General features: G+C 67.1%; 22 protein-coding genes. 9 read left to right on the top strand and 13 right to left on the bottom strand.

What is annotated here, in order from left to right; genetic code table 11:
- Positions 1-23: 23 nt before the first annotated feature.
- On the bottom strand, positions 24-659 hold the full coding sequence (locus Q0C57_RS04190; protein ID WP_296572480.1) for a TetR/AcrR family transcriptional regulator: 636 nt from the start codon (positions 657-659) through the stop codon (positions 24-26).
- Positions 660-807: 148 nt separating this feature from the next.
- On the opposite strand from Q0C57_RS04190, the gene Q0C57_RS04185 reads away from it, so the two are divergent.
- From Q0C57_RS04185 to Q0C57_RS04150, 8 genes are all read left to right on the top strand, one after another.
- Positions 808-2,010, top strand: coding sequence for a substrate-binding domain-containing protein (locus Q0C57_RS04185; protein WP_296572691.1), 1,203 nt, complete (start codon positions 808-810; stop codon positions 2,008-2,010).
- A gap of 129 nt (positions 2,011-2,139) precedes the next feature.
- Positions 2,140-2,916 (top strand): ABC transporter ATP-binding protein, encoded by a 777-nt coding sequence (locus Q0C57_RS04180; protein WP_296572477.1) that lies wholly within the window; start codon positions 2,140-2,142, stop codon positions 2,914-2,916.
- Positions 2,909-3,631 (top strand): ABC transporter ATP-binding protein, encoded by a 723-nt coding sequence (locus tag Q0C57_RS04175; protein ID WP_296572474.1) that lies wholly within the window; start codon positions 2,909-2,911, stop codon positions 3,629-3,631. Before Q0C57_RS04180 ends, Q0C57_RS04175 begins: the two co-directional genes overlap by 8 nt.
- 9 nt (positions 3,632-3,640) lie before the next feature.
- Entirely contained in the window at positions 3,641-4,663 is a 1,023-nt protein-coding gene (locus tag Q0C57_RS04170) for a branched-chain amino acid ABC transporter permease (protein ID WP_296572471.1), read from the top strand.
- A 4-nt stretch (positions 4,664-4,667) separates the two neighbouring features.
- Positions 4,668-5,729, top strand: coding sequence for a branched-chain amino acid ABC transporter permease (locus Q0C57_RS04165; protein WP_296572467.1), 1,062 nt, complete (start codon positions 4,668-4,670; stop codon positions 5,727-5,729).
- Between the two features lie 222 nt (positions 5,730-5,951).
- Positions 5,952-6,554 (top strand): TetR/AcrR family transcriptional regulator, encoded by a 603-nt coding sequence (locus tag Q0C57_RS04160; RefSeq protein WP_296572464.1) that lies wholly within the window; start codon positions 5,952-5,954, stop codon positions 6,552-6,554.
- Between the two features lie 11 nt (positions 6,555-6,565).
- A complete protein-coding gene (locus Q0C57_RS04155; RefSeq protein WP_296572462.1) occupies positions 6,566-7,675 on the top strand; it encodes an efflux RND transporter periplasmic adaptor subunit in 1,110 nt (369 codons plus the stop codon).
- Positions 7,676-7,762: 87 nt separating this feature from the next.
- Positions 7,763-10,954: an efflux RND transporter permease subunit gene (locus tag Q0C57_RS04150; RefSeq protein ID WP_296572689.1), complete on the top strand. Its 3,192-nt coding sequence runs from the start codon at positions 7,763-7,765 to the stop codon at positions 10,952-10,954.
- A gap of 6 nt (positions 10,955-10,960) precedes the next feature.
- Here Q0C57_RS04150 and Q0C57_RS04145 read toward each other — a convergent pair whose 3' ends face one another.
- From Q0C57_RS04145 to Q0C57_RS04120, 6 genes are all read right to left on the bottom strand, one after another.
- On the bottom strand, positions 10,961-11,854 hold the full coding sequence (locus Q0C57_RS04145) for a sugar kinase (RefSeq protein ID WP_296572459.1): 894 nt from the start codon (positions 11,852-11,854) through the stop codon (positions 10,961-10,963).
- A gap of 101 nt (positions 11,855-11,955) precedes the next feature.
- Positions 11,956-12,294, bottom strand: coding sequence for a cupin domain-containing protein (locus tag Q0C57_RS04140; RefSeq protein WP_296572456.1), 339 nt, complete (start codon positions 12,292-12,294; stop codon positions 11,956-11,958).
- Complete coding sequence (gene kduI, locus Q0C57_RS04135; protein ID WP_296572453.1) at positions 12,291-13,127, bottom strand: 5-dehydro-4-deoxy-D-glucuronate isomerase; 837 nt, start codon at positions 13,125-13,127, stop codon at positions 12,291-12,293. The genes Q0C57_RS04140 and kduI overlap by 4 nt, the downstream gene beginning before the upstream one ends.
- Before the next feature lie 21 nt (positions 13,128-13,148).
- The gene (locus Q0C57_RS04130) at positions 13,149-14,429 is read right to left on the bottom strand and encodes a TRAP transporter large permease (RefSeq protein WP_296572451.1); all 1,281 of its coding nucleotides are present in this window, start codon (positions 14,427-14,429) and stop codon (positions 13,149-13,151) included.
- A gap of 10 nt (positions 14,430-14,439) precedes the next feature.
- Positions 14,440-14,967 (bottom strand): TRAP transporter small permease, encoded by a 528-nt coding sequence (locus tag Q0C57_RS04125; RefSeq protein ID WP_296572449.1) that lies wholly within the window; start codon positions 14,965-14,967, stop codon positions 14,440-14,442.
- A 79-nt stretch (positions 14,968-15,046) separates the two neighbouring features.
- Positions 15,047-16,039, bottom strand: a complete 993-nt coding sequence (locus Q0C57_RS04120) for a TRAP transporter substrate-binding protein (RefSeq protein WP_296572446.1) — start codon at positions 16,037-16,039, stop codon at positions 15,047-15,049.
- Between the two features lie 148 nt (positions 16,040-16,187).
- On the opposite strand from Q0C57_RS04120, the gene Q0C57_RS04115 reads away from it, so the two are divergent.
- Positions 16,188-16,880 carry a GntR family transcriptional regulator gene (locus Q0C57_RS04115; RefSeq protein WP_296572443.1) on the top strand — a complete coding sequence of 231 codons (693 nt, stop codon included), beginning with the start codon at positions 16,188-16,190 and terminating at the stop codon, positions 16,878-16,880.
- A gap of 9 nt (positions 16,881-16,889) precedes the next feature.
- On the opposite strand, the gene Q0C57_RS04110 is transcribed toward Q0C57_RS04115, so the two are convergent.
- The 6 genes from Q0C57_RS04110 to urtD form a co-directional block, all read right to left on the bottom strand.
- Positions 16,890-17,261 carry a hypothetical protein gene (locus Q0C57_RS04110; RefSeq protein WP_296572442.1) on the bottom strand — a complete coding sequence of 124 codons (372 nt, stop codon included), beginning with the start codon at positions 17,259-17,261 and terminating at the stop codon, positions 16,890-16,892.
- Positions 17,262-17,344: 83 nt separating this feature from the next.
- Entirely contained in the window at positions 17,345-19,543 is a 2,199-nt protein-coding gene (locus Q0C57_RS04105) for a transglycosylase domain-containing protein (protein ID WP_296572440.1), read from the bottom strand.
- Between the two features lie 186 nt (positions 19,544-19,729).
- Complete coding sequence (locus tag Q0C57_RS04100; RefSeq protein ID WP_296572438.1) at positions 19,730-22,543, bottom strand: [protein-PII] uridylyltransferase; 2,814 nt, start codon at positions 22,541-22,543, stop codon at positions 19,730-19,732.
- 94 nt (positions 22,544-22,637) lie between these two features.
- The gene (locus Q0C57_RS04095) at positions 22,638-24,239 is read right to left on the bottom strand and encodes a gamma-glutamyltransferase (RefSeq protein WP_296572437.1); all 1,602 of its coding nucleotides are present in this window, start codon (positions 24,237-24,239) and stop codon (positions 22,638-22,640) included.
- A gap of 88 nt (positions 24,240-24,327) precedes the next feature.
- Complete coding sequence (gene urtE / locus Q0C57_RS04090) at positions 24,328-25,023, bottom strand: urea ABC transporter ATP-binding subunit UrtE (RefSeq protein ID WP_296572435.1); 696 nt, start codon at positions 25,021-25,023, stop codon at positions 24,328-24,330.
- A gap of 2 nt (positions 25,024-25,025) precedes the next feature.
- Positions 25,026-25,835: an urea ABC transporter ATP-binding protein UrtD gene (gene urtD / locus Q0C57_RS04085; protein ID WP_296572433.1), complete on the bottom strand. Its 810-nt coding sequence runs from the start codon at positions 25,833-25,835 to the stop codon at positions 25,026-25,028.
- Position 25,836: the final 1 nt, after the last annotated feature.

The raw sequence follows: 25,836 nt of genomic DNA, 5'->3' as shown, positions 1-25,836 counted from the left end.
TGCCGGACCATGGCACCGGCCTGTCAGCCCTTCGGGCCAGGCCCGGCCGCGCGCGGGCCGATGCCATGGGCGACGAAATCGTAGGCGGCTTCGGCAATGGCATCCAAGGGGCCACTCTGATCATAGATCGCATAGCGCCGCCCGACCATGTCGGTGACGCCCATCAGGGCCCAGGCGCGGACCTCGGAATGCCCCGGTGCGATCTCGCCGCGCGCCTCCGCCTCCTCGAGCCCGAGCCGGTAGCCGGCGGCGAATTCCTCGTAATAGGCGCGGTGGATGGCCGGGTCGACGAACTGCGATTCGGCGACGACCCGGTAGAGGTTCGGATTGTCGCGGACGAATTCGAGAAAGGCGCGGATGCCGCGCCGTTCGACCTGCATGCGGTCGCCAGCCCCGCTCGTCGCCAGCGTCAGATGGTGTCTGAGCCGCCGCCCCATGCGCAGCACCAGTTCGCGCAGGACCTCCTCCTTGGAGCGGAAATAGAGATAGAACGTGCCCTGGGCGACGGCCGCCTCGGCGGTGATGGTGGCAATCGAAGCCTCCGAGAAGCCCCTGGCGCCGATCTCGCGTTCGGCGGCGTCGAGAATCTTCTGGCGGGTGCGCTCGCCCCTCTGGGTCTTCGGTGCCGGCAGCGGTCCTGCCGGATGGAGGTTGCTCATGGCCTGTCCGTGGCGTTTCCCGTCATCGGCCTGTCGCCGGCTGGCTCCAGACCGCTTCCCGCTTGACGCGTTTGTGGGACGAAGCTAGCGTCACATGAAACATGACTCAAGTGTCAGTTTAATAAGACGGATCAGGGAGGATTCGATGTTGAGGAAGACGCTGGCGGTGGCTGCCGCCTCGCTCGCTTGGGCCGTGACGTCCTTTGCCGGCAGCGCTGCGGCGCAGACACGCGACGTCAAGATTTGCCTCATCGCCGGCCGTACCGGGCCGCTCGAGGCCTATGCGAAACAGACCGAGGTCGGTTTCATGATGGGCCTCGAATATCTCACCCGCGGGACCAATACGGTCGCCGGCATGCGGATCCAGGTGCTGGTCAAGGACGATCAGCTCCGCCCCGACCGCGGCAAGGCGCTGCTTGAGGAGTGCTACAACGACGACGGAGCAGCGCTCGCGGTCGGCACCACCGGCTCGCCGGTCGCGCTCGCCATGCTTCCGGTGGCCGAGGAGGCCAAGAAGATCCTCATCGTCGAGCCCGCGGTGGCGGATTCGATCACCGGGCCGCGCTGGAACCGCTACATCTTCCGGACCGGACGCTCCTCCTATCAGGATGCGCTGGCGGCGGCCGCCTCGATCCCCGAGAACGAAGACGTGTTCATCGGCATGATGGGCCTCGACACCGCCTTCGGCCGTGACGGCGTCGCCGCCTACAAGGCTGCGCTCGCCGCCATCCGTCCGCGCGCCCGCATCGTCGCGGAGGAGTTTGCCGCTGGCAATACCGCCGATTTCACGCCCTTCGCCGAGCGCCTGTTCGCCTCCCTGCGGGACCGCCCGGGCAAGCGCATCATCGGCTTCATCTGGGCCGGTGCCCATCCGATGGCCAAGTTCGTCGACATGAAGCCGGAGCGCTTCAACATCGCGCTCGCCCCCGGCGGCAATATCCTGCCGGCGATGAACGCCTGGAAGGCCTTTGCCGGCACCGAGGGGGGCATCTACTATTACTACGACTTCCCGCAGAACCCGCTGAACGACTGGCTGAAGGCCGAGTACCAGAAGCGCCACAATGCGCCGCCGGACTTCTTCGTCGCCGGCGGTTTCGCCGCCGCGGCCGCTGTGGTGGCGGCGCTGGAAAAGGCTGGCTCGACCGATACCGAGAAGCTGATCACCGCGATGCAGGGCATGATGTTCCAGACGCCGAAGGGACCGATGACCTTCCGCAGGGAGGACCATCAGGCGCTGCAGGACATGTACCACTTCCGCATCCGTCCGAATGGCCGTGACAACGACATGCTGGAACTGGTGCGGACCATTCCTGCCGCGGAGATGCCGCTGCCGATCACCAATCGGCGCTGACCTGGCATCCGGGCGCGGCCGGCGACGACCCGGCCGCGCGCCAGCCTGTCCGGCCTGGCCGTTCGGTCATGCCGCGCATCCGGACCATCGTGCTGATCTCCCCCGTCCGCCAACAAGCCCCATCGCGCCATGCCACCCGTCCTCGAAACCCGCGACCTGACCATCCGCTTCGGCGGTCATGTCGCCGTCGACGGCGTGTCCTGCGCCTTCCAGGCGGGCACGCTCACGGCGATCGTCGGGCCGAACGGTGCCGGCAAGACCACCTATTTCAACCTCATGTCCGGCCAGCTGGCGGCAACTTCCGGCACGACCCTGCTGGACGGCGAGGACATCTCGACGCTTGGGGCGGCAGGCCGGGCGCAGCGCGGCATCGGCCGGGCCTTCCAGATCACCAATCTCTTCCCCAACCTCACAGTGGGGGAGAATGTGCGCCTTGCCGCGCAGGCGCGCGGGCGCGCGAAGGCGAGCCTGTTCTCCCTGTGGTCGAGCCACCGCGACTGGATCGACAAGGCCGATCACTATCTCGCGGAGGTGAACCTCGCCGGTGTGCGGGACACGCTGGCGGCCGCCCTGCCGCACGGCGACAAGCGTAAGCTGGAAGTGGCGATCATGATGGCGCTGGAGCCGCGGGTCTTCATGTTCGACGAGCCGACGGCGGGCATGTCTGTGGAGGAGGTTCCGGTCATTCTCGACCTCATCCAGAAGCTGAAGGCGCACGGGACCAAGACCATCCTCCTGGTGGAGCACAAGATGGACGTGGTGCGCTCGCTCGCCGACCGCATCGTGGTGCTGCACAACGGCCGGCTCGTCGCCGACGGCGAACCCGCCGCGGTGATCGCCTCGCCGGTCGTCCAGGAGGCCTATCTTGGCCAGGCGCCCAAGCCGGCGGAGGCCGCCCATGGCTGACCCCCTGCTGACCCTTGCAGGGGTCCACACCCATATCGGCCAGTATCACATCCTCCAGGGCGTCGATCTCGTCCTCCCCCGCGGCGGCATGACCGTGCTGCTCGGCCGCAACGGCGCCGGCAAGACGACGACGCTGCGCACGGTCATGGGGCTGTGGAAGCCCTCGCGCGGCACCGTGACCTTCGACGGCCGGCCGATCGGCGGATGGCCGACCCCCGATATCGCCCAGGCCGGCATCGCCTATGTGCCGGAGACGATGGCGGTCTTCGCCGACCTGACGGTGGCCGAGAACATGATCCTGGCGGCGCGGTCCGGCCCGATCGACACGGCGCGGCTCGACTGGATCTTTTCCCTGTTTCCGGCACTGAAGAAATTCTGGCAGTTCCCGGCCGGCGTCCTGTCCGGCGGGCAGAAGCAGATGCTCGCCATCGCCCGCGCCATTGCCGAGCCGCGCACCCTCCTTCTCATCGACGAGCCGACCAAGGGCATCGCCCCGGCCATCATCGAGGCGATGATCATGGCCTTTGCCGAGCTGAAGCGCGAGACGACGATCCTGCTGGTGGAACAGAACTTCCGTTTCGCCGCGAGCCTTGGCGACCATGTCGCGGTGATGGATGACGGGCGCATCGTCCACCGCGGCGCCATGGCCGATCTCGCCCGCAACGAGGCCCTGCAGCAACGGCTGCTCGGGCTATCGCTCGATACCCATCAGTGAGGCCTCGCCATGACCGTCGCCCCGGCCCCGGCCACCACCCCCGACGCGCTTCCCGCCATCAAGCACGACTATCTGCCGATCCTGCTGCCGGTGGCGCTCTCCGCCCTGGCGCTGCCCTTCGTCGGCAATCCCACCACCTGGGTGACGCTGACCGTGGCGGCGCTGGCGATGGGCATGATGATCTTCGTCATCGCCTCTGGCCTGACCCTCGTCTTCGGCCTGATGGACGTGCTCAATTTCGGCCATGGCGCCTTCATCGCGGTGGGGGCCTATCTCGCCCTCTCGGTACTGGGCCTCCTGTCGGGCTGGGTGCAGGTGGATGCGCTCGGCTGGAACCTCATGGCCCTCGGCCTCGCCGTCAGCGTCGCGATGATCGGCACGGGTCTGCTCGGCTGGGCCTTCGAGCGCGTCATCGTCAAGCCGGTCTATGGCCAGCACCTCAAGCAGATCCTCATCACCATGGGCGGTCTCATCGTCGCCGAGCAGCTCATCCACGTCATCTGGGGCGGCGACCAGAAGGCCATGGCCCTGCCCACGGCCCTGCGCGGCGCGGTGTTGATCGGTGATGTGGCCATCGAGAAGTTCCGCATCCTCGCCGTGGCCGTCGGTGTCGTCGTCTTCGTCGCGATGCTCGTCGTGCTCAACCGGACGCGGATCGGGCTGCTGATCAGGGCCGGCGTCGAGAATGCCGAAATGGTCGAAGCGCTCGGCTACCGCATCCGCCGGCTCTTCGTCGGCGTCTTCGCCGTCGGCTCGGCCTTGGCCGGTCTCGGCGGCGTCATGTGGGCGCTCTATCGCGAGACCCTGACCGCGGCGATCGGCGGCGACGTCATGGTCCTGGTCTTCATCGTCATCATCATCGGCGGTCTCGGTTCTGTCGGCGGCTGCTTCATCGGTGCCATCCTGGTGGCGATGATGGCGAACTACACTGCCTTCCTGCTGCCCAAGGTGGCGCTCGCCTCCAACATCCTTCTCATGGTGGCGATCCTCATGTGGCGGCCGCAGGGCCTCTATCCCGTGGCGAAGAGGTAGGGCCATGCTGAACACGCTCCTGTCGGGCGATTATCCGCGCAGCCGCGTGCTGACCGGCATCCTCCTCGCCATTCTCGTCGGTCTCGCCTTCGCACCTTTCCTGTTCCCGGGGGCGGCGGCGATCAACACGGCGGCCAAGGTCTGCATCTTCATCGTGCTGGTGGCGAGCTACGACCTCCTGCTGGGCTATACCGGCATCGTCTCCTTCGCCCACACGATGTTCTTCGGCATCGGCGGCTATGGTGTCGGCCTCGGACTCTATGCCTTTGGCGCGAGCTGGGGCGTCATCGCACTCGGGATCCTGCTCGCCCTGCTGGTCGGCGTCGTCCTCGCCTTCCTGATCGGGCTCCTGTCGCTGCGCGTCCGCGCCATCTTCTACGCCATGATCACCCTGGCCGTGGCCTCGGCCTTCCTGATCCTGGCCACCCAGTTCTCCGAATATACCGGTGGCGAGGACGGCCGTTCCTTCTCGGTCCCGCCGGCGCTGCGCCCGGGCTTCCGGCTGTTCGAGGCGCCGGTCTTCGGCACGGTGATTAACGGTCGCATCCTTGCCTATTACCTCGTCTTCGCCGCGGCGGTGACGCTGTTCCTGCTGGCGCTGCGGGTGGTCAATTCGCCCTTCGGCCGTGTCCTGCAGGCGATCCGGGAGAACGATATGCGCGCCGAGGCGCTCGGCTACCGCGTCGTCTATTACCGGACCGTCGCCAATTGCCTCGCTGCCGGCATGGCGGTGCTGGCGGGCGCCATGAGCGCGATCTGGCTGCGCTATACCGGGCCGGACACCACGCTCTCCTTCGCCATCATGCTCGACATCCTGCTCATGGTGGTCATCGGCGGCATGGGCACGCTCTATGGCGCGGTGGTGGGCGCGACGCTGTTCATCGTGGCGCAGAACTACCTGCAGAAGCTGATGGGCACGGCCGCGGCAGCGACCGAGGGCCTGCCGCTCCTGCCGAAGCTGCTGCATCCGGACCGCTGGCTGCTGGTTCTCGGCATCCTCTTCGTGCTGAGCGTCTATTTCTTCCCGACCGGCATCGTCGGACGCCTGCGCGGCAAGTCGCGGTAGCCGGCTTTACTCAGCCAGCCATGGCCGGATTCAGGCCGGGCCGTGGAGTCCATCTCTCGAAGCGGTAGGCGACATGCCCGTCAGGTGCGCCTGGCGGGCTGATTTTTTGCATGCGCGAAGGAGGCTGTTAACGCCGTTGGTGCGCTGCGACAGAATGGCTCTTGACGCAACTCTGACAAGTGATAAATTTTCAAAATCATCATTCATAACTACATAGACATCATGTCCATTCGGGCCCGGTTCACCGCAGACGAGACACGCGAGCGTATCCTCATCGTCGCCGAGGAGCATTTCCGCAGGGTCGGCTATGGCAAGACGGCGATCGCCGACATCGCCAACGAGCTCGGAATGAGCTCGGCCAATGTCTATCGCTTCTTCCCGTCGAAATCGGCGATCTGCGAGGAGATCGCCCGACGGCTGCTGGATCAGTGCCACGACGTCCTGCGCGAGATCGCCGCCGACCAGGCCGTTCCGGCGGAGGAGCGTCTGGCGCGCATGGCCCTGGCGCTGCACCGGTTCAACAAGGCCCAGTTCATGGACGAGAAGCGGCTCTATGACATGGTCGAGGCGGCCATGACCGAGAACTGGCATGTCATACAGGCCCATCTTGAGACGCTCGTCGCCCTCTTCGCCACGGTGATCCGTGAGGGCATGGCCGCCGGCACCTTCGTGATCCGCGACCCGGTGGAGGCAGCCCTCTCCTTCAAGCAGTGCCACGCCACTGTCTTCCACCCGACCCTGATTGCCCATTGCGCGCTCGACAACGATCTCGACGAGCAGACAAGCCGCCTGACGCAGTTCGCCATCCGCGCCCTGAAAGCCTGAGGACCCACGCCATGTCCCGCTCTGACGGCCTTCGCATCCTGCCCCTCGCCACCCTCGGCCTGCTGGCCATGGGGCTTGCCGCCTGCACCGACAGCAATGCCCGGTCCGACGCCAAGCCGGAGGACGCGCCGCCGCGCGCCGTCCGTGCCGAGCCTGTCACCTTCAAGCCGCTGGTGCGCGAGCGGTCCTTCGTCGGCACCGTCAGGCCGCGTATCGAGAGCGATCTCGGCTTCCGCGTTGCCGGCAAGGTTTCCGAGCGGCTCGTCCAGCAGGGCGAACGGGTCGCGCGCGGCCAGCCGCTCGCCCGCCTCGACTCGGCCGATCTCGCGCTGCAGATGCAGCAGGCCGCTGCCGAACTCACCGCTGCGGAAGTGAACCTCTCCGCCTCCCTCGCCCAGGACAAGCGCACCCAGGACCTGCGCGCCGCCGGCTGGGCGACACAGGCGACCCTGGACACGCAGCTCGCCAGGACCGCCGATGCCCGCGGCAGGCTCGATCGCGCCAAGCGCTCCCTCGACCTCGCCGCCAACCAGTTGGCCTATGCGACCCTGGTCGCCGACAGCGACGGCGTCGTCACGGCGACGCTGGCCGAGCCCGGCCAGGTGGTTGCGGCCGGCACGCCGGTCGTGCGGCTGGCCCGTTCCGGCGAGCGGGAAGCCGTCGTCGCCATTCCCGAAGCGCTGATCGACGATCTGCGCCGGTCGGGCGCTGCCCGGGTCTCCCTGTGGTCGAATGCCGACAAGACCTATCCGGCGGTCCTGCGTGAGCTCGCCGCATCGGCCGATGTCGCCACCCGGACCTTCCAGGCCCGTTTCACCATTCAAGACGCCGATGACGGCGTGGTCATCGGTATGACCGCGACCGTCACGGCTGGCGAGCCCGCGTCCGCCCGCGTGGCTCGCCTCCCCATCTCCGCGCTCTATTCCGAAGGGCGCGGCCCGTCCGTCTTCGTCGTCGATGTCGCCACGGGCCAGCTGTCGCTGAAGCCTGTCACGGTCGCCGGCTATGACGGTCGCGACGTGCTCATCGCCGAAGGCATCGCGGAAGGCGACAAGGTCGTCACGCTGGGCGTGCACAAGCTCGATATCGCCCAGCGTGTGCGCATCGTCGCCGCCCGCTGACGCAGACGTCGGCCATCCACAGTCTGCCCTCTGGTCTCCCCGCGGAGTGCTCCGATGTCTGCTGCCCATGACAGCCATGACCCCAGCCTGACCCGCAACAACTGGTCGCACTGGGCGGTCACCCACAAGGCGCTCGTCCTGTTCATGCTGCTCGCCGTGGCCGGCGCCGGCATCATCTCCTACATGCGGCTCGGCCAGGCGGAGGATCCCTCCTTCACCATCAAGGTCGCCGTCATCACGGCGATCTGGCCCGGGGCCACGGCCCGCGAGATGCAGGATCAGGTGGCCGAGCGGATCGAGAAGAAGCTGCAGGAACTGCCGTGGTTCGAGCGGGTGCAGACCTATACCAAGCCGGGCTTCACCGCGATGCAGGTGCAGTTTCGCGACCAGACGCCGGCGCGCGACGTGCCGCAGCTGTTCTATCAGCTGCGCAAGAAGCTCGACGACATCCGTGCCGACCTGCCCGCGGGACTGATCGGCCCGAACGTCAATGACGAATATGGCGACGTCGATGCCGTGCTCTTCACACTGACCGGGGACGGCGCGTCCTATGCCGATCTCAAGCGCTATGCCGAAACGCTGAAGAGCCGCCTGCTGCGTGTTCCCAACGTGACCAAGGTGAACCTCTACGGCACCCAGGACGAGCGCATCTTCGTCGAGTTCAGCCATGCCAAGCTGGCGACCCTGGGCGTCCCCGCCACGGCGATCTTCGACAGCCTGCAAAGGCAGAATGCCATGGTGCCTGCCGGCACGATCGACACGGGCTCGGCCCGCGTGCCGCTGCGTGTCACCGGCGCCCTGAACGGTGTGGAGGCGGTCGCCGCCACGCCGATCGACGTGAACGGCCGCATCTTCCGCCTCGGTGACATCGCCACTGTGACCCGCGGCTTCGTCGATCCGCCGACCTATCTCATCCGCCAGGAAGGCCAGCAGGCCGTGCTTGTCGGCGTCGTCATGCAAAAGGGCGGCAACATTTCCCAGTGGGGTGCCGATCTCGCCGCCGCAAGCGCGGAATTCCGCCGGGACCTGCCGGCCGGCATCGAGCTCGGCCAGATCGCCGACCAGCCCTATGTCGTGCAGAAGGCGATCGCCGAGTTCATCAAGGTGTTCCTGGAGGCCCTCGGCATCGTGCTGCTGGTGTCGTTCGTGTCGCTGGGCTGGCGGACCGGCATCATCGTCGCCCTGTCGGTGCCGCTGGTGCTGGCCATGGTCTTCGTCGCCATGTACGCGATGGGCATTGACCTGCACCGCATCTCGCTCGGTGCCCTCATCATCGCGCTCGGCCTGCTGGTCGATGACGCCATCATCGCCGTCGAGATGATGGTGGTGAAGATGGAGCAGGGCTGGGACCGTCTGTCCGCGGCGGCCTATGCCTGGACCTCGACCGCCTTTCCGATGCTGACCGGCACCCTGGTCACGGCGATCGGCTTCATGCCGGTCGGCCTCGCCAATTCCTCCACCGGCGAATACACGGGTTCGATCTTCTGGATCGTCGGCATTTCGCTGATCGCCTCCTGGTTCGTCGCGGTCATCTTCACGCCCTATCTCGGGGCGCAGTTCCTGCCCGACTTCCATGCGCTGGAGGAGCGCAAGTACCAGAGGAAGCTCGCCCGCGCCCTCAAGCGCGGCAAGCCGGCGCCGCCCAAGCCGGATCACTCCAACCCGCATGCCATCTACGAGACGCCGGTCTATAACCGACTGCGCGCCGTCATTCGCTGGTCGGTCAACCACAAGTTCTTCGTCGTTGCGGCGACAGTGGTCATCTTCGCCGTCTCGATCGTCGCTTTCGGCCGCGTGCAGCAGCAGTTCTTCCCTGTTTCCGAGCGTACCGAGCTTTTCCTGCAGATGCGCCTGCCGCAGGGCAGTGCCATCACCGCCTCGCTGGAGACGGCCAAGCGCGGCGAGGCCCTGCTCAAGGGCGATGCTGATGTGAAGACCTACACGACCTATGTGGGGCAGGGATCGCCGCGCTTCTGGCTCGGCCTCAACCCCCAGCTTCCCGACGAATCCTTCTCCGAGATCGTCATCCAGGCGAAGGACCTCGCAGCCCGGGAAAGGCTGAAGTCGCGGCTCGAGCGGGAGATCGCCGCCGGCGCCCTGTCGGAAGCGCGGGTGCGCGTCGACCGCTTCAACTTCGGCCCACCGGTCGGCTTCCCCGTCCAGTTCCGCGTCATGGGTTCGGAGCCGGAACTGGTGCGGGAGACGGCGCGCAAGGTGCGAGACATCATGCGCGCCAATCCCAACACCCGCGACCCGCATCTGGACTGGAACGAGCAGTCGCCGTCGGTGCGCCTGATCGTTGATCAGGACCGGGCCCGGGCGCTCGGGCTCAATGTCCAGGACGTGGCGCAGACCCTGCAGACCCTGCTGACCGGGGTCACCATCACCACGGTCCGCGACCGGACCGAGAAGGTGGACATCGTCGCCCGTGCCGTCCCCTCCGAACGCGTCGATCTCGGCCGCATCGGCGACCTGACGATCTCCAGCCGCGGCGGCGTTCCGGTGCCGCTCGCCCAGGTGGCGCGCATCCAATACGAGCCGGAGGACCCGATCCTGTGGCGACGCAACCGCGACCTGACCATGACGGTCAGGACCGACGTCGCCGATGGTGTCCAGCCGCCGGTGGTCAGCGCCCAGGTGCAGGCGGCCCTGACGGATCTCATCGCCACCCTTCCCGCCGGCATGCGGATCGAGCAGGGCGGCGCGGTGGAGGAATCGGCCAAGGCCAATGCCTCGATCTTCGTGCTCTTCCCGGTCATGCTGCTGTGCATGCTCACGGTCCTGATGATCCAGCTGCAATCGTTCTCGCGGCTCGCCCTGGTGTTCCTGACCGCGCCGCTGGGGATCGTCGGGGCCTCGCTCGCCCTCAACCTGCTCAACGCGCCCTTCGGCTTCGTCGCGCTGCTCGGCCTGATCGCGCTTGCCGGCATGATCATGCGCAACACGGTGATCCTGGTGCAGCAGATCGATGAGGAGGTGTCGGCGGGCTATACGCTCTATGACGCGATCATCGAGGCGACCGTCCGCCGGTCACGGCCGGTGGTGCTGACCGCGCTTGCCGCGATCCTGGCCATGATCCCGCTGGCGAACTCCCTGTTCTGGGGACCGATGGCCATCACCATCGGCGGCGGCCTGCTCGGCGCGACGATCCTGACCCTGGTGTTCCTGCCGGCGCTCTATGCCGTATGGTTCCGGGTCCGCAAGCCGGTGCCGAAGGCCGGTGAAGCGGGCGAGCAGGCCATCGTGCCGGCGTCCGCGCTGCCGGTCGCCGCGGAATAGGAGCGTTCACGCCGCCGGCTCGAAAGCGGCACGTGCGGCGGCGATGTCGGCCAGTGTCGGCAGCTTGGCCTCGTTGCCGAGATATTGGATGGCGTGGGCGGAGGCGCCGCGGGCAAAGCGGAAGCGATCCTCCCAGGCCCCTTCGGGATTGGCGAGATAGGCGTAGCAATAGGCACCGTGGAAGACATCGCCGGCGCCGCTGGTATCGACAATGCGCGACGAGGGGACCGGCAAGGCCGGCATCTCCCGCTTCTCGGCCGCCGCGTCGATCCAGACCATGCCGCGCTCGCCCAGGGTCACCGCGCCAATCCTGCAGCCTCTCGCGTGGAGCAGGGTCAGCATCTCGCCTGGCGTCAGCTCCATCTGCTCGCAGAAATTCTCCGCCACCACCGCGACGTCGATGAAGCCGAGCAGATCCGCCGTGTTCGACCGCACGCTGCCGCCATCGAGCGAGGTCAGGATGCCTTTCTCGCGGCAGGCCTTGGCATAGGCCATGGCCGCATCAGGCTGGTGTCCGTCGAGGTGCAGCAGGCGGCAGCCATCCAGGTTCAGGCTGGGGAAGGGATGCAGGTACCTGTCGTCGCGGGCACGCAGGATGGCGCGTTTGCCCTTGTTCGGGATCACGAAGGACAGCGACGATCGCTTCACCGGTCGTGGGTGCAAAGCAATGTCATAGCGGGCGGCCATGTCGGAGAACATGTGACCAAGCCAGTCATTGGCGAGCGAGGCCAGAAGGTCTGGCTTCACGCCGAGCTTGGCGCAGGCAAAGGCGGCGGTGACGGCATTTCCACCGAAGGAGACGGCATAGTCCTTTGCCACGGCCTTGTCGTCGCCGGTCGGAATGGCGTCCGCCAGCACGGTGACGTCGATATAGGTCTGTCCGATGAAGAGTGCTTCCATCCCTGACCGTCCCGTCTCTTTCCGCCTAAAATGCGGCGGGGGATCAGAAATCGCCGCCCGGACAAGGCTCCCCTGCCACGACGGTTGGCCCAGGCTCTGCGCTAGAGGAAATCGTCGCGCCGCGGCGTGAAGCTGTCGACGAGTTCACCGGCCTCGAGTGCGACGACCGCGTGAATGACATTGGTCGGCACGATGAAGCTGTCGCCCTGATCCAGAACCGTTCTGCGGTCACCGATCGTCACCTCGAAGCGGCCACGGGCGACCAGCGTGCACTGGATGTGGGGATGATGGTGGGGCGGACCGACGGCCCCCTTGTCGAAGACCACCCGGACCAGCATGACATTCGCGTCATGGGTCAGGATCTTGCGCTTCACGCCGCCGCCGAGGTCGGTCCAGGCGACGTCGCCATCGTGCAGGATGATGTCCGTGCCCGTCGTCACCGCAGGGCTCCCATGGGCACCATGTCCATGTCGGTGAAGTCCTGGTTGTCGCCCCCCATGGCCCAGATGAAGGAATAGGCGGCGGTGCCGCAACCGGAATGGATCGACCAGGGCGGGGAGATGATCGCCTGCTCGTTGGCGACGACCAGGTGCCGCGTCTCCGCCGGCTCGCCCATCAGGTGGAAGACACGGGCATCGTCCTTCAGGTCGAAATAGAGGTAGGCCTCGCAGCGCCGGTCATGAACGTGGCTCGGCATGGTGTTCCAGATATTGCCGGGCTTCAGCGTCGTCAGGCCCATGACAAGCTGGCAGGAATCGACCCGGCCCGGGATGATGTACTGGCGCAGGGTGCGGGTGTTCGCCTGGTCCTGGCTGCCGAGTTCGAGGGCATTGGCGTCCACCTCGCGGACAAGGACCGTTTGGTGCCGTGCATGGGCCGGCGTCGAGAAAAGGTAGAACCGAGCGGGGTTCTGCGGGTCGTCCGAATGGAACACGACGTCGGTCGTACCCATCGCGATGTAGAGCATGTCGCGCAGGTTCAGCGGGAAGGTTTCGCCGTCGCAGATGACCCGTCCGGGGCCGCCGATATTGCAGACGCCGAGCTCGCGCCTGGCGAGGAAGGTGGGTTGTCCCAATGCCTTGTGCGTTTCCAGCGTGAGGGGGCGTGCCACCGGCATCGCGCCGCCGACGACGATGCGGTCGACATGGCTGTAGGTGAGGTTGACCTGATCCGCCAGGAACAGGCTCTCGATGAGGAAATGGGCGCGCAGGGCGGCGGTGTCGAAATGTCTCGCAGCTTGCGGATGCGAGGCTTGGCGAACGTCGATGGGCATGGCGAACCTTTCGGCAGGCGATCAGCGGAACAGGGAGGGGAGCCAGAGCGAGAAGGCCGGCACATAGGTCACCAGCAGCAACACGACGACGGACGCACCATAGAAGGGCCAGATCGTCCTCATGCTGTCGCCGATCGATACCTTGCCGATGGCGCAGGCGACGAACTGGACGGATCCGACCGGTGGGGTGTTGAGGCCGATGCCGGCATTGAGGATCAGGATGACGCCGAAATGGATGGGATCGACGCCGAAGGCCTTCACCACAGGCAGCAGGATCGGCGTCAGGATGATGATCATCGGCGCCATGTCCATGAAGGTGCCGAGAAAGAGCAGGATGACGTTGATCAACAGGAGCATCATCACGGGGTCATTGGTGATGCTCTTCATGAAGGCGACCGTCTGGGCCGGGACCTGCAGGAAGGCCATCAGCCAGCCGAAGGCCGCCGCCGTGCCGATGACGAGCAGCACCATTGCCGTGGTGCGCACGGCGCCGAGCGTCGCCTCGACGAAGTCGGTCCAGCTTAGCTGGCGATAGACGAGGACGGTGATGGTCAAGGCATAGACGACCGCGACGCAGGAGCTTTCCGTCGCCGTGAAGACGCCCGAGCGGACACCGCCGAAGATGATGGCGATGAGGATCAGGCCGGGGGCGGCGATCACAAGCGTGCGGCCGACCAACATCCAGCCGGGAAAAACGCCGGTGGGATAGCCGCGCTGGCGGGCCACGACATAGGCCGCGACCATCAGGCCGCCCGCCAGCATCAGGCCGGGAACGATTCCGGCGGTGAACAGGTCGGCGATCGACAGGTTACCTCCCGCCGCCAGCGAGTAGATGATCATGTTGTGCGAGGGCGGAATCAGCAGGGCGATGATCGCCGCGTTGGCCGTGACGTTGACGGCGTAATCGGCATCATAACCGCGCTTGACCATCTGCGGAATCATCAGGCCGCCGACGGCGGACGCATCGGCAACGGCCGAGCCAGAAATGCCGCCGAACATGGTGGATGTGAGGACATTGACCTGGCCGAGCCCGCCGCGCAGGTGACCCACGAGGGAGGCGGCGAAGGCGATCAGCCGCTCGGCGATGCCGCCGCGGATCATCAGGTCGCCGGAATAGATGAAGAAGGGGATCGCCATCATGGCGAAGGCGTTCATCCCCGAATTCATCTGCTGGAAGATCACCACCGGTGGCACGTCCATGTAGAAGACGGTCGCCAGCGACGCGACGCCGAGGCAGAAGGCGATCGGCATGCCGATCAGGATCAGAACGGTGAAGGTGCCGAAGAGGATCGCCAGTTCCATTGCGGCGCCCTCAGATGGGCTCGATGGAGGATAGGGGCGTTGCGACCGGCTCGTCGGTGCGGGACAGCACCATCAGCAGGCGTTCGAAGGAGAAGAGCGCAATCATCGCGCCGCTCACCGCAACAGGGACATAGTCCCATCCCTGGCTGATACCGATCATCGGCGTGATGGCGCTCCAGGTGCCGATGGCGAGTTGGCTGCCATAGACGAGCATGGCCAGTCCGAAGCCGACGAGAAGGATCTCGGTGATAAGCTTGAGGACGAAGCGCAGGGGCGGCGGGGATGCCGCGAGGCCGATCTGGAAGCCGATATGGCCGCGCTCGCGCACACCGGACGCGGCGCCGAGGAGGATGAACCAGCTCATCAGCAGGAGGACCGCCGGCTCGGTCCAGGTCGGTGTGTTGTTGAGAACGTAGCGACCGAAAATACTCCAGAAGACGAGCACGGTCATGACGACAAGGCCCGTTCCCGCGATGAGGAGCGAGACCCGGCTGAGGGCGGCCGTCAGGCGGTCTAGTCGTGTCAGGAGGACGTGCATGGAGATCGGCTTTCGCCTGAGAGGTCATGCGAAAGGCCCGCCGTGCCGGGACGGCGGGCCTCGTTGCCTGGGGTCGGCGTCAGGTCAGGGCCTGGATGCGCGCCACGAGTTCCTTCATCTTCGCGTCGGTGACGAAGCGGTCGTAGACCGGCTTCATGGCGTCGATGAAGGGCTGTTTCTCCACCGTGTTGATGACCGCACCGCCGGCGCGGACCTTGGCTTCGGAGGCTTTCTCGCGGGCATCCCAGAGCTCGCGCATCTTGGCCACCGATTCCTTCGCGGCGGCGCGGACGAGGGCCTGGTCGGCGGCGTTGAACCTGTCGAAGGAGCGCTTCGACATGACCAGAACCTCGGGGCTGAGCGAGTGTTCGGAGAGCGAATAGAACTTGGCGACCTCGAAGTGGCGCGTCGATTCGTAGCTCGGCCAGTTGTTCTCGGCCCCGTCGATGACGCCGGTCTGCAGGCTGGTGAAGACCTCGCCGAAGGGCATCGGGGTCGCATTGGCACCGAGAGCCTGCACCAGGGCGACGAACATGTCCGATTGCTGGACGCGGATCTTCATGCCCCGCATGTCGGCAGGGGTCGTGATGGGGCGCTTGGAATTGTAGAAGGACCGCGAGCCCGAATCGTAGAAGGCGAGGCCGACAAGGCCATGGGCGGTAAAGTCGTTGAGGATCGAGTCGCCGATCGCCCCGTCCATCACCTTGCGCATATGCGCGACCGATCGGAAGATGAACGGCAGTGAGGGAATGTTGGTCGAGGCGATCAGGTTGTTGAACGGCGCCATGTTGATGCGGTTCATGTCGATGACCCCGAAACGGGTCTGGTCGATCGTGTCACGCTCCTGGCCGAGCTGGGCCGAGTGGAAGACATTGATCTTGATGCGACCGCTGGTGCGTTGCTCAAGGAGCTGGCCCATGAACTTGACCGCATCGATGGTCGGATAACCATCGGGATGAATGTCAGTGGAGCGCAGGGTGACGGTGGTCTGGGCGGCGGCAGGCCGTCCGATGATGGCGGGGCTGGCGACGATGGCGCCGGCGGTGGACACGAAGATGCGGCGTGTCAGCATGGGATCCTCCCGGTGGAAACGATGTTCCCTTCTTGGGGCGGGGAACGTGGCGATCGGAGCCTTGCGAAATGCGGACTTCCTGATCCGCGGCAAGTCTAGTATGCACTTGTATGGAAGTTCAAGAGCCTAAAATGGGGATGATGGACCGATGACGATCGTACTCCCGATCCAGTCCCTGCCGCGCCTGCAGGAAAGCGCCGCGGCGCGGGTCGAGCGCGAATTGCGCGCCGGCATCATCGACCTGACGATCCGGCCGGGCGAGCGCCTGTCGGAATCGGAGATCGCCGAGCGGTTCCAGGTGTCGCGGCAGCCCGTGCGCGAAGCTTTCATCGCGCTGATGCGGCAGGGTCTCCTCGACGTCCAGCCGCAGCGCGGGACCGTCGTGGTGAAACTCTCCGTCCGCCGCATGCTCGATGCCCGCTTCATCCGCGAGGCGATCGAGGTCGCCATCGTCAGGCGCGCCTGCGAGCGGTTCGACGCGCATTATCGCGACCGCGCGGCCTCGCTGATCGCCGCTCAGGAGGCGGCGGCGCGGGCGGGCGATCATGCCGGTTTCCAGCGGCTCGACAGTCTGTTCCATATCGCCCTGGCGGAGGGGGCCGACTGCATGGAGGCCTGGACGGCCGTGGAGATGCAGAAGGCGCATATGGACCGCGTCTGCGCCCTGACGCTGCATTCACCGGGGTCGATGGACCCGCTGGTCGCGCAGCACCAGGCGATCCTGAATGCCATCGAGGACGGCGACGCCGAACGGGCCGTGGCGGCGATGAGGCACCACCTGTCAGAGATCCTCAGGGGTGTCGCCGGTCTGGACCTGACATTTGCCGAACTGTTCGAATGACGCTTGGCGTCAGCGTCCCGCGGTGCGGTCGCGCTGGGGGGAAGGGACCGGTTGGCCGCTGGGGATCGAGGAGCCCCAGGAATGGCGGGCCGGCAGCGCCGGCTTCGCGCGCCGGCGACCGAAGAAGCGCTGCAGGACGAGGGGCACGCCGAAGATGAAGGCGAGCCCGAAGAGCCAGGTGACGGTGACCGCCGATACGCCGAGGCCATGCACGAGGGCGGCGATCCAGGCGAAGGTGAAGGGTTCGGCGGGGAAGCCCGGAACGGTGCCGACGCTTGCGGCCCCGGTGCCCACCGTGTCGACCACGGCATAGGCGATCCAGGCGAAGACCGACCAGAAGGCGGCGCCGACGAAGGCTCCCCACCAGACGATCTTCATCATCGCACCGTTCCTCCCTCGCGCGCCCGGGTTCCTCCGGACACCCTGCATGTGGGGTTCGGACCGGGACCTGCAAGACCACGGGGCTAGCGGAACAGGCGATCGAGGAAGCCCCCCTCCTGCTGCGGGCGCACCACGGCGCTGCGATCTTCGGGTTCGGCGGGACGCGGGGGACGGCGCTGGCCGCCGGGTTCGACACGGGACATCGTCATGGGTTGGTCGAGGGCTTCACCCGGCAGGATCCGGCCCGGAACGTCAAAAGAGCGCCAGTTTCCAGGGAGATCGACGATGGTCTGGCCGCGGTGGGCCTCGGCCATGACCCTGTTCCAGATGTCGACCGGCAGCCCGCCGCCGGTCAGGCGCCGCGTCGGCGTGCCGTCGTCGTTGCCGAGCCAGACGCCTGCGACGAAGCGTCCCGTATAGCCGACGAACCAGGCGTCACGGAATTCCTGGCTGGTGCCGGTCTTGCCGGCGACGATCCAGCCGGGCAGGCGGACGGTGCGCGCCGTGCCTGACACGGTGGTCTGGTTCATCATGGCGTTCATCATGGCGACATGGCGCGGCTCGACGACCTGACCGGTGGTCATCGGCTGGCGCTGGAAGAGCACGCGGCCATTGGCGGTGCGGATGCGCGTGATCACATGGGGGACGACGCCGGTGCCGCCATTGGCGAAGGGAGCATAGGCGCCGACGAGTTCCAGCACATTCACCTCGGATGTCCCGAGCGCGATGGAGGGGTTGGCGGCGAGGGCCGAGCCGATGCCGAGCTTCTGGGCCGTGCGCACGACGGCGCGCGGGCCGACCTCCTGGCCGAGGCGCACCGCGATCGTGTTGAGCGAGGCGGCGAGCGCGGTGGTCAGGCTGACCTCGCCGCGATAGTCGCGGGTGTAGTTCTCGGGGCGCCAGCCGGCGATGGCGACCGGGGCGTCGTTGCGCATCGTGTCCGGGGTCAGGCCGCGCTCAAGGGCGGCGAGATAGACGAAGGCCTTGAAGGCAGAGCCCGGCTGGCGGCGCGCCGCGACTGCCCGGTTGAACTGGCTCTGGGCATAGTCGCGGCCGCCGACGAGGGCGCGAATGGCGCCGTCGCGGTCGAGCACGACCACGGCGCCCTGGCCGACATTATAGCGCTGGCCGCCGCGGGCGAGTGTCTCGACGAGGGCCGCCTCGGCCGCCTGCTGCACCGGGCCGACAATGGTCGTCTCGACCGTCAGATCGGTCTCGACCTTGCCGACATAGTCGTCGATGAGGTCCATGATCCAGTCGGCGACATAGTTGATGGAGCCGCCGGGAATGGCGCGGCTGGCCTGGGCGGGGTTGCTGCGGGCGGTCTGAGCCTGGGCCTCCGTGATATAGCCCTGGTCGGCCATCGCGGCGAGAACGAGCTGGGCGCGGGCCTGGGCACCACCGGGATTGCGGGTCGGAGCCAGCCGCGAGGGTGCCTTGACGAGGCCGGCGATAACCGCGGCCTCCTGCAGGGTCAGCGCCGTCGCCGGCTTGTCATAGTAGCGGCGGGCGGCGGCTTCGATGCCATAGGCGCCGGCGCCGAAATAGACGCGGTTCAGGTACAGTTCGAGAATCTGGTCCTTGGAGTAGTTGTGCTCCAGCCAGAGGGCCAGCAGCGCCTCCTGGACCTTGCGGCCGAGGGTGCGGTCCGGAGTCAGGAAGAGGTTCTTGGCCAATTGCTGGCTCAGCGTCGATCCACCCTGATGGACGCCGCGATTGGTGACATTGGTGACGACGGCGCGGGCGAGGCCGATGAGGTCGAGGCCGAAGTGCGAGTAGAAGCGCCGGTCCTCGATGGCGATCAATGCCTGGGGGACGTGTTTGGGCAGGCTCCTGAGCTGGACCGCGGCGCCGCCGGTATCGCCGCGATTGGCCAGTTCGGCGCCGTCGGCGGCCAGGATGGCGATGTTCGGCGGCCGCGGCGGCACTTCCAGCGTATGGGTCGGCGGCAGATGGGCGGCATACCAGGCGACAATGCCGGCGACAACGATCAACCCCCAGATGGAGAGGGTCGCACCCCAGATCACCAGCGTGCCGAGGATGCCCCGGCGCTTGCGGCGGCGCGGCTTCTCGGCCCGGTCGTTCCGGCGGCCGCGGGAGGGCGCAGGCGCATCATCCTCCTCGGCTTCGTGGCGGCGAGGCCGCGGGGGTTTCGGCGGTTTCGCCGGCTCGCTGACGCGCACCCACGGCCGGTCGTCGCGGGTGGCCCTCAGGTCCGCCCCGCCGCGCCCCGTGCCGAAGCTCGGTTCGATCCGCTCGCCCTTGCCACCGCGCCGCGCCATGCCCGCCTGGTCCGCCCCTTTTCCATCCTGATGCCGCTCTTCACGGGTAAAGCCGGCGCCATGAAGGGGCGGTTAAGGCGATTTTGCGGAGGGCCTTCATCGTTCGGCAGGGTTAACGGAGCGGCATGAAGCGATGCACTCCGCGCCTGAACGACCGAAACGCGTCCTTCGCGGCTCCTGGGACAGTCAGCGCGCGCCCTCATCCTCCAGCACGTTGGTCAGCACCTTGCGGATCGCCGTCTGGCGCTGCGCCGACTGGATCTTCGCACCCATCAGGTCGGTGACGTAGAAGACGTCGACGGCGCGTTCGCCGAAGGTCGCGACATAGGCGGACGCGATGTTCAGGCTGTGGCGCGACAGGGCCGAGGTGAGGTCGTGGAGCAGGCCCGGACGGTCGAGGCCGGAGACCTCGATCACCGTGTAGCGGGTCGACCAGGTGTTGTTGATGGCGACGTCCGGGGCGATCCGGAACGTCCGCGAGCGATGGCGCGCGGCCGATTTCTTGGCGGCGGCGGCCACCGCCTCGCCGACCTTCATCTCGCCGCGCAGGGCCTTCTCGATGGCGTCGGCGATGCGTCCGGCCCGGCGTTCCTCATCCTCGTCACGGTCGAAGGCGCGGGTGATCGAGATGGTGTCGAGGGCGAGGCCGTCCGTGGTGGTGTAGATCTGCGCGCCGACGATGTTGGCGCCCGTTGCGGCGCAGGCCCCGGCGATGATCGACAGCAGCCGCGGATGGTCCGGCGCGAGGACGGTGAGGTGGATGACGCCCTGGCCGGCGACGAGTTCGATGCGGGTGGCGAGGGAACGTCCCTCGTCCTCGGCCTGCTTGAGGAAGCGGGCATGTTCGATCTTGGTGGCGAGGTCGACCTTGAGCCAGTAGGCGGCATAGTGCCGGCCGATATAGGTCTCCAGCGCGTCGCCGGAGAGCACGGGCAGCCGGGCCGGCACGGCACGCCGGAACTCCTCCTGGGCGATCTCGACGCGGCGGGAGCGGTTGACTTCGGAGAAGCCGCCGGTCACGACCGGCTCGGTCTCGTAATAGAGCGTGCGCAGGAGCTGGCTCTTCCAGCCGTTCCAGACGCCAGGCCCCACCGCCATGATGTCGGCGGTGGTGAGGATCAGCATCAGCTTCATCCGCTCCAGCGACTGGACGACATTGGCGAAGGTCTCGATGGTCTTGCGCTCGGCGAGGTCGCGCGACTGGGCGATGGTCGACATGACCAGATGCTGCTCGACCAGCCAGGCGACCGTCTCCGTCTCCAGCGCATTGAGGCCGAAGCGCGGGCAGAGCTTGCGGGCGATCTTCGCGCCGGCCGTCGAATGGTCCTCGGGGCGCCCCTTGGCGATGTCGTGCAGGAAGAGCGCGACAAAGAGCAGGTCGCGGTTGCGCGGCTGGATCGTCTTGACGAGATCGGCGGCCAGGCCGAGGCTCGCATCGCCGCCGCGTTCGATCTGCTGGAGGATGCCGATGCAGCGCAGCAGATGCTCGTCCACCGTGTAGTGGTGGTACATGTTGAACTGCATCATCGCGACCACCCGGCCGAAATCCGGTACGAAACGGCCCAGCAGGCCCGCCTCGTTCATGCGCCGCAGCACGATCTCCGGCGTGTTGGCGGAGGTCAGGATGGACAGGAACAGCTGGTTTGCCGCCGGGTCGTTGCGCAGCCTGTCGTCGACCAGCTTCAGCGACTTGGTGAGCAACCGGATGGCGTCGGGGTGGAAGGCGAGGTTGTAGCGGTCGGCCAGCCAGAACATGCGGATGAGGTTGACGGGATCGCGGGCGAAGGCCTGATCGTCGGCCACCGTGATGCGGTCATGGTCGATCTGGAAATCCGGGCTCTCCTTGAAGCCGCGGCGCGATTTCGGCCGGAGGCGGGCGATGAAGCGGTCGAGGACCGGGGCGGGCTTCTCGTGCCGTTCCTCCAGTTCGGCGCAGAGGATGGCGGTGAGATCGCCGACATCCTTGGCGATGAGGAAGTAGTGCTTCATGAAGCGCTCGACATCGACGAGGCCGTTATGGCCGCGATAGCCGAGGCGGGGCGCCAATTCCCGCTGCAGGTCGAAGGACAGGCGCTCCTCGGACCGGCCGGTGAGGAAGTGCAGGTGGCATCGCACGGTCCACAGGAAGGTCTCGCAGCGGCGGAACATCTGCGCCTCGCGGCGGGTGAAGACACCCTTCTTGGCGAGTTCCTCGTCGGTCTTCACACGGTAGGCGTAGCGGGCGATCCAGAACAGCGTATGAAGGTCGCGCAGGCCGCCCTTGCCGTCCTTGACATTGGGTTCGACCAGATAGCGCGACTGGCCGGTCTTGCGATGGCGCTCATCGCGCTCGGCAAGCTTGGCAGCGACGAATTCGGGGACGGTGTCACGGACGACCTCGGCGTCGAAGCGCCGCTCCAGCTCGCCGAAGAGCTGCGCATCGCCGAGGATGTAGCGCGCCTCCAGCAGCGCGGTACGAATGGTGAAGTCGGTCCGCGCCTGGCGGATGCACTCATCGACCGAACGGGTGGCGTGGCCGACTTTCAGACCCATGTCCCAGAGACAATAGAGCATGGCCTCGGCGACACTCTCGCCCCAGGCCGTCTGCTTGTAGGGGAGGAGGAACAACAGGTCGATGTCCGAGCCGGGAGCCAGCATGCCGCGGCCGTAGCCACCGGTGGCGACGATGGCCATGCGCTCTCCCGAGGAGGGATTCTCGGAGGGGTAGAGCTGGTCCATGATCCAGCGGTAGAGAGCGCGGATCACATCGTCCTGGAAATGCGACAGGGCCTCGGCGCAGCCGCGACCGTCGGGGGTTTCGATCAGGCGCTCCTCCGCGGTGCGACGGGCCTCTGCCAACCGGCGCTTCAGCGCCTGGACCACCTCCGCCCGCGCATCCTGGGTCTGGCCGGCCGTGACCGTGATCGCCGCGAGGTCGGCGGCGAGGATCGAGGCCTCGACCAGAGGGCCTCGGCTGACGGCCTGCCGCTTGCCGCGGCTTTCGGTGAGAGACGAATCCATGTCGGGACTTCACTGACGCTCGGGAGCGCAGACCATACGCGCTCTGCTTCGCCGATGCGAGGTCGCGGCCGGGCAGCCCACCCGGACGTCCCGGCTAGAGGCCAGCCGCGCCGCCGTCGGCGCGCGGATCGTGGGCCCCCGACAGAGACATGTCCCTGTGCAACGTGACGCCGCCGGCATGGCCCATCGTGTCGGAATAGGCTTCGTCGAGGATCGCGGTCTGGTGGCCCATGGCGCCGAGCTGGCGCACGAGGCTCTCGTCGAAGCGGCTCTCGAAGCGCAGGCTGGTGACGGAGGAGCCCCAGGTGCGGCCGAGCAGCCAGCGGGGGGCGTCGAGGGCTTCCTCCAGCGGCTGGCCGTGGCGGATATGGCGCTCGAAGAGCTGCGCCTGTGTCTGCGGCTGGCCTTCGCCTCCCATCGTGCCATAGGCGAGGACGCGTCCGTCCTTCAGTTGCGCCATGGCCGGGTTCAGCGTGTGGAAGGGGCGACGGCCCGGCTCCAGCGGATTGAGCGCCTTGGGGTCGAGGACGAAGCTCGCGCCGCGGTTCTGCATCAGGAAGCCGGTCGATTTCGACACGCAGCCCGAGCCGAACTCCCAGTAGATCGACTGGATATAGGAGACGACGCACCCTTCCGAATCCGCGGCGCCCATCCAGATCGTGTCGCCGGGAGCGGCCCTGTGCGGCCAGGGCAGGGCGCGGTCGAGGGCGATGGCGCCGGCCTCGGCCCGCAGCGCCTCGTTGCGCAGGTGGTCGAGGGGCACGCCGTCAAGCCGGTCGAAATCGGTGACGAAGCGGTCGCGCACGAGAAAGGCGCGCTTCGTCGCCTCGACGATGCGGTGGACGAAGGCGACCGTGTCGGGCCGCACCCCCCCGTGCATCGCCTCCAGTTGGTCGACGATGCCGAGGATCATCAGCGAGGCGAGCCCCTGCGTCGGCGGCGGCATGTTGTGGATGTCGCCGAAGCTGTGGGCCAGGGTCAGTGGCGTGCGCTCGACGGCGTAATAGGCCTGCAGGTCGGCGCGGGTGACGGGCGAGCCCATCTCCTCAAGGTCGCGCGCGAGCTCGCGCGAGACGTCGCCGCGATAGGCGTCCTGGAAGCCCGCGCGGGCCAGATGTTCGAGCGAGTCGGCGAGGGCGGGCTGCTTCATCACCGCCCCTTCGGCCGGCGGCTTGCCGCCGAGGAGGAAGGTCTCGGCGAAGCCGGGACAGTCCTTCAGCTCAAAAAGCTTGTCGACGGTGAGGCTCGCCTGCGACCGGCTGACCTTGTAGCCCTCGCGTGCGGCGCGGATCGCCGGCTCCATCATGACCGTGCGCGGCAGGGTGCCGCCTGAAGCCTTGGCCATGGCATTGGCCAGACGCCAGCCGCCGACGGCGCCGGGAACGGTCAGGGCCGCCAGGGGCCCGCGCGTCGGAATCTCGTCATGGCCCTTGTCGAGATAGGACTTGAGGGTCGCCCTCTCGCCGGCAAAGCCGCAGGCCTCGATGCCGTGAATCCGTCGGCTCGGCTGGTGGATGAGCCAGAAGCCATCGCCGCCGAGATGGGTCATGTGCGGGTAGACGGCGGCGATGGTGGCCGCCGCGGCGATCATGGCCTCGATGGCGTTGCCGCCCTCGGCGAGGATCTGCCGACCGGCTTCCGCCGCCGCCGCGTGGGGGGCGGCGACGACGCCGCGCGAGAAGGGGCCTTCAGACATGCATGTGCTCTCCGGTGCGGCACGATAGACGAAGCGCGCCGGACATTGAATCGGCAAAGGGGCTGGTCAGCTGTCGGCGCGTCGGCCCTCAGATGGCCATGCTCCGGTGCAGGGCGCCACGGTCGACCTCGCCCTTGAGGCCCTGGACCACCACGCGGCCGCGCTCCATCACATAGAACCGGTCGCCCAGTTCCTCCGCGAAGTCGAGATATTGTTCCACAAGGAGGATGCCGATATCGCCCTTGCTGCGCAGATAATCGATGGAGCGGCCGATATCCTTGATGATCGAGGGCTGGATTCCTTCCGTCGGTTCGTCGAGCACGATGAGCCGCGGCCGGGTGACCAGGGCCCGGCCGATGGCGAGCTGCTGCTGCTGGCCGCCCGACAGGTCGCCGCCGCGGCGGCCCAGCATGTCCTTGAGCACGGGGAAGAGGGAGAAGATGTCGTCGGGGATGGTGCGGTCGGCGCGCTTGAGCGGCGCGAAGCCGGTTTCGAGATTTTCCTTCACGGTGAGGAGCGGAAAGATCTCGCGGCCCTGCGGCACATAGGCGATGCCGCGGCGCGCCCGCTCGAAGGGCGGCATGCGGGTGATGTCGCGGCCCTCCCAGAGGATCTCGCCACCGGAGATCGGCTGGTGGCCGATAATGGCCCGCATCAGCGATGTCTTGCCGACGCCGTTGCGGCCGAGGACGCAGGTGACCTTGCCCGGCTCGACCACGACGGAGACGTCGCGCAGGGCCTGGGCCGCGCCGTAATGGAGGTCGACGTTCTTCACTTCCAGCATGGTCACCGCCCCAGATAGACCTCGATCACCCGCTCGTCGGCGCTGACCTGGTCGAGGCTGCCCTCGGCAAGGACCGAACCCTCGTGCAGGCAGGTGACCTTGACCCCGAGTTCGCGAATGAAGCCCATGTCGTGCTCGACCACGACGACGGAATGGGTCCGTGCGATGTCCTTCAGGAGCTCGGCCGTCGCGCCGGTCTCCACGTCGGTCATGCCGGCGGCCGGCTCATCGACGAGCAGGAGCTTGGGGTCCTGCGCCAGCAGCATGCCGATCTCCAGCCACTGCTTCTGGCCGTGGGAGAGGTCTCCGGCGAGGCGCTTGCGGTGATCGCCGAGCCGGACGATGCCGAGGAGCTCGTCGACGCGCCGCCAGATCTCGGCCGAGTGGCGCGAGAACAGCGTGCCGAAGACGGTGCGGTCGGCCTTCACCGCCATCTCGATATTGTCCTCCACCGTGTGCATCTCGAAGACGGTGGGCTTCTGGAACTTGCGACCGATGCCGAGATTGGCGATGGCCGTCTCGTCGAGCTGGGTGAGGTCGACCTGGCCGTCGAAGATGACGTCGCCGGCATCCGGCTTGGTCTTGCCGGTGATGATGTCCATCATCGTCGTCTTGCCGGCGCCGTTGGGGCCGATGATGGCGCGCATCTCGCCGGGGGCGATGATCAGCGAGAGATTATTGATGGCGCGGAAGCCGTCGAAGCTCACCGAGACGCCGTCGAGATAGAGCAGCGACTGGGTGACCACCTGCGGGCGCTCGATCGCTTTGACGGGATCGGCGGGCAGCTGGGTTTCCATCGGGTCGATCAGCATG

It is taken from the genome of Phreatobacter sp. (assembly GCF_022843985.1).
In the GTDB taxonomy this organism is placed as follows: domain Bacteria; phylum Pseudomonadota; class Alphaproteobacteria; order Rhizobiales; family Phreatobacteraceae; genus Phreatobacter.
The sequence above is the reverse complement of the archived record's forward strand: the minus strand, read 5'-3'. Positions and strand labels throughout refer to the sequence as shown.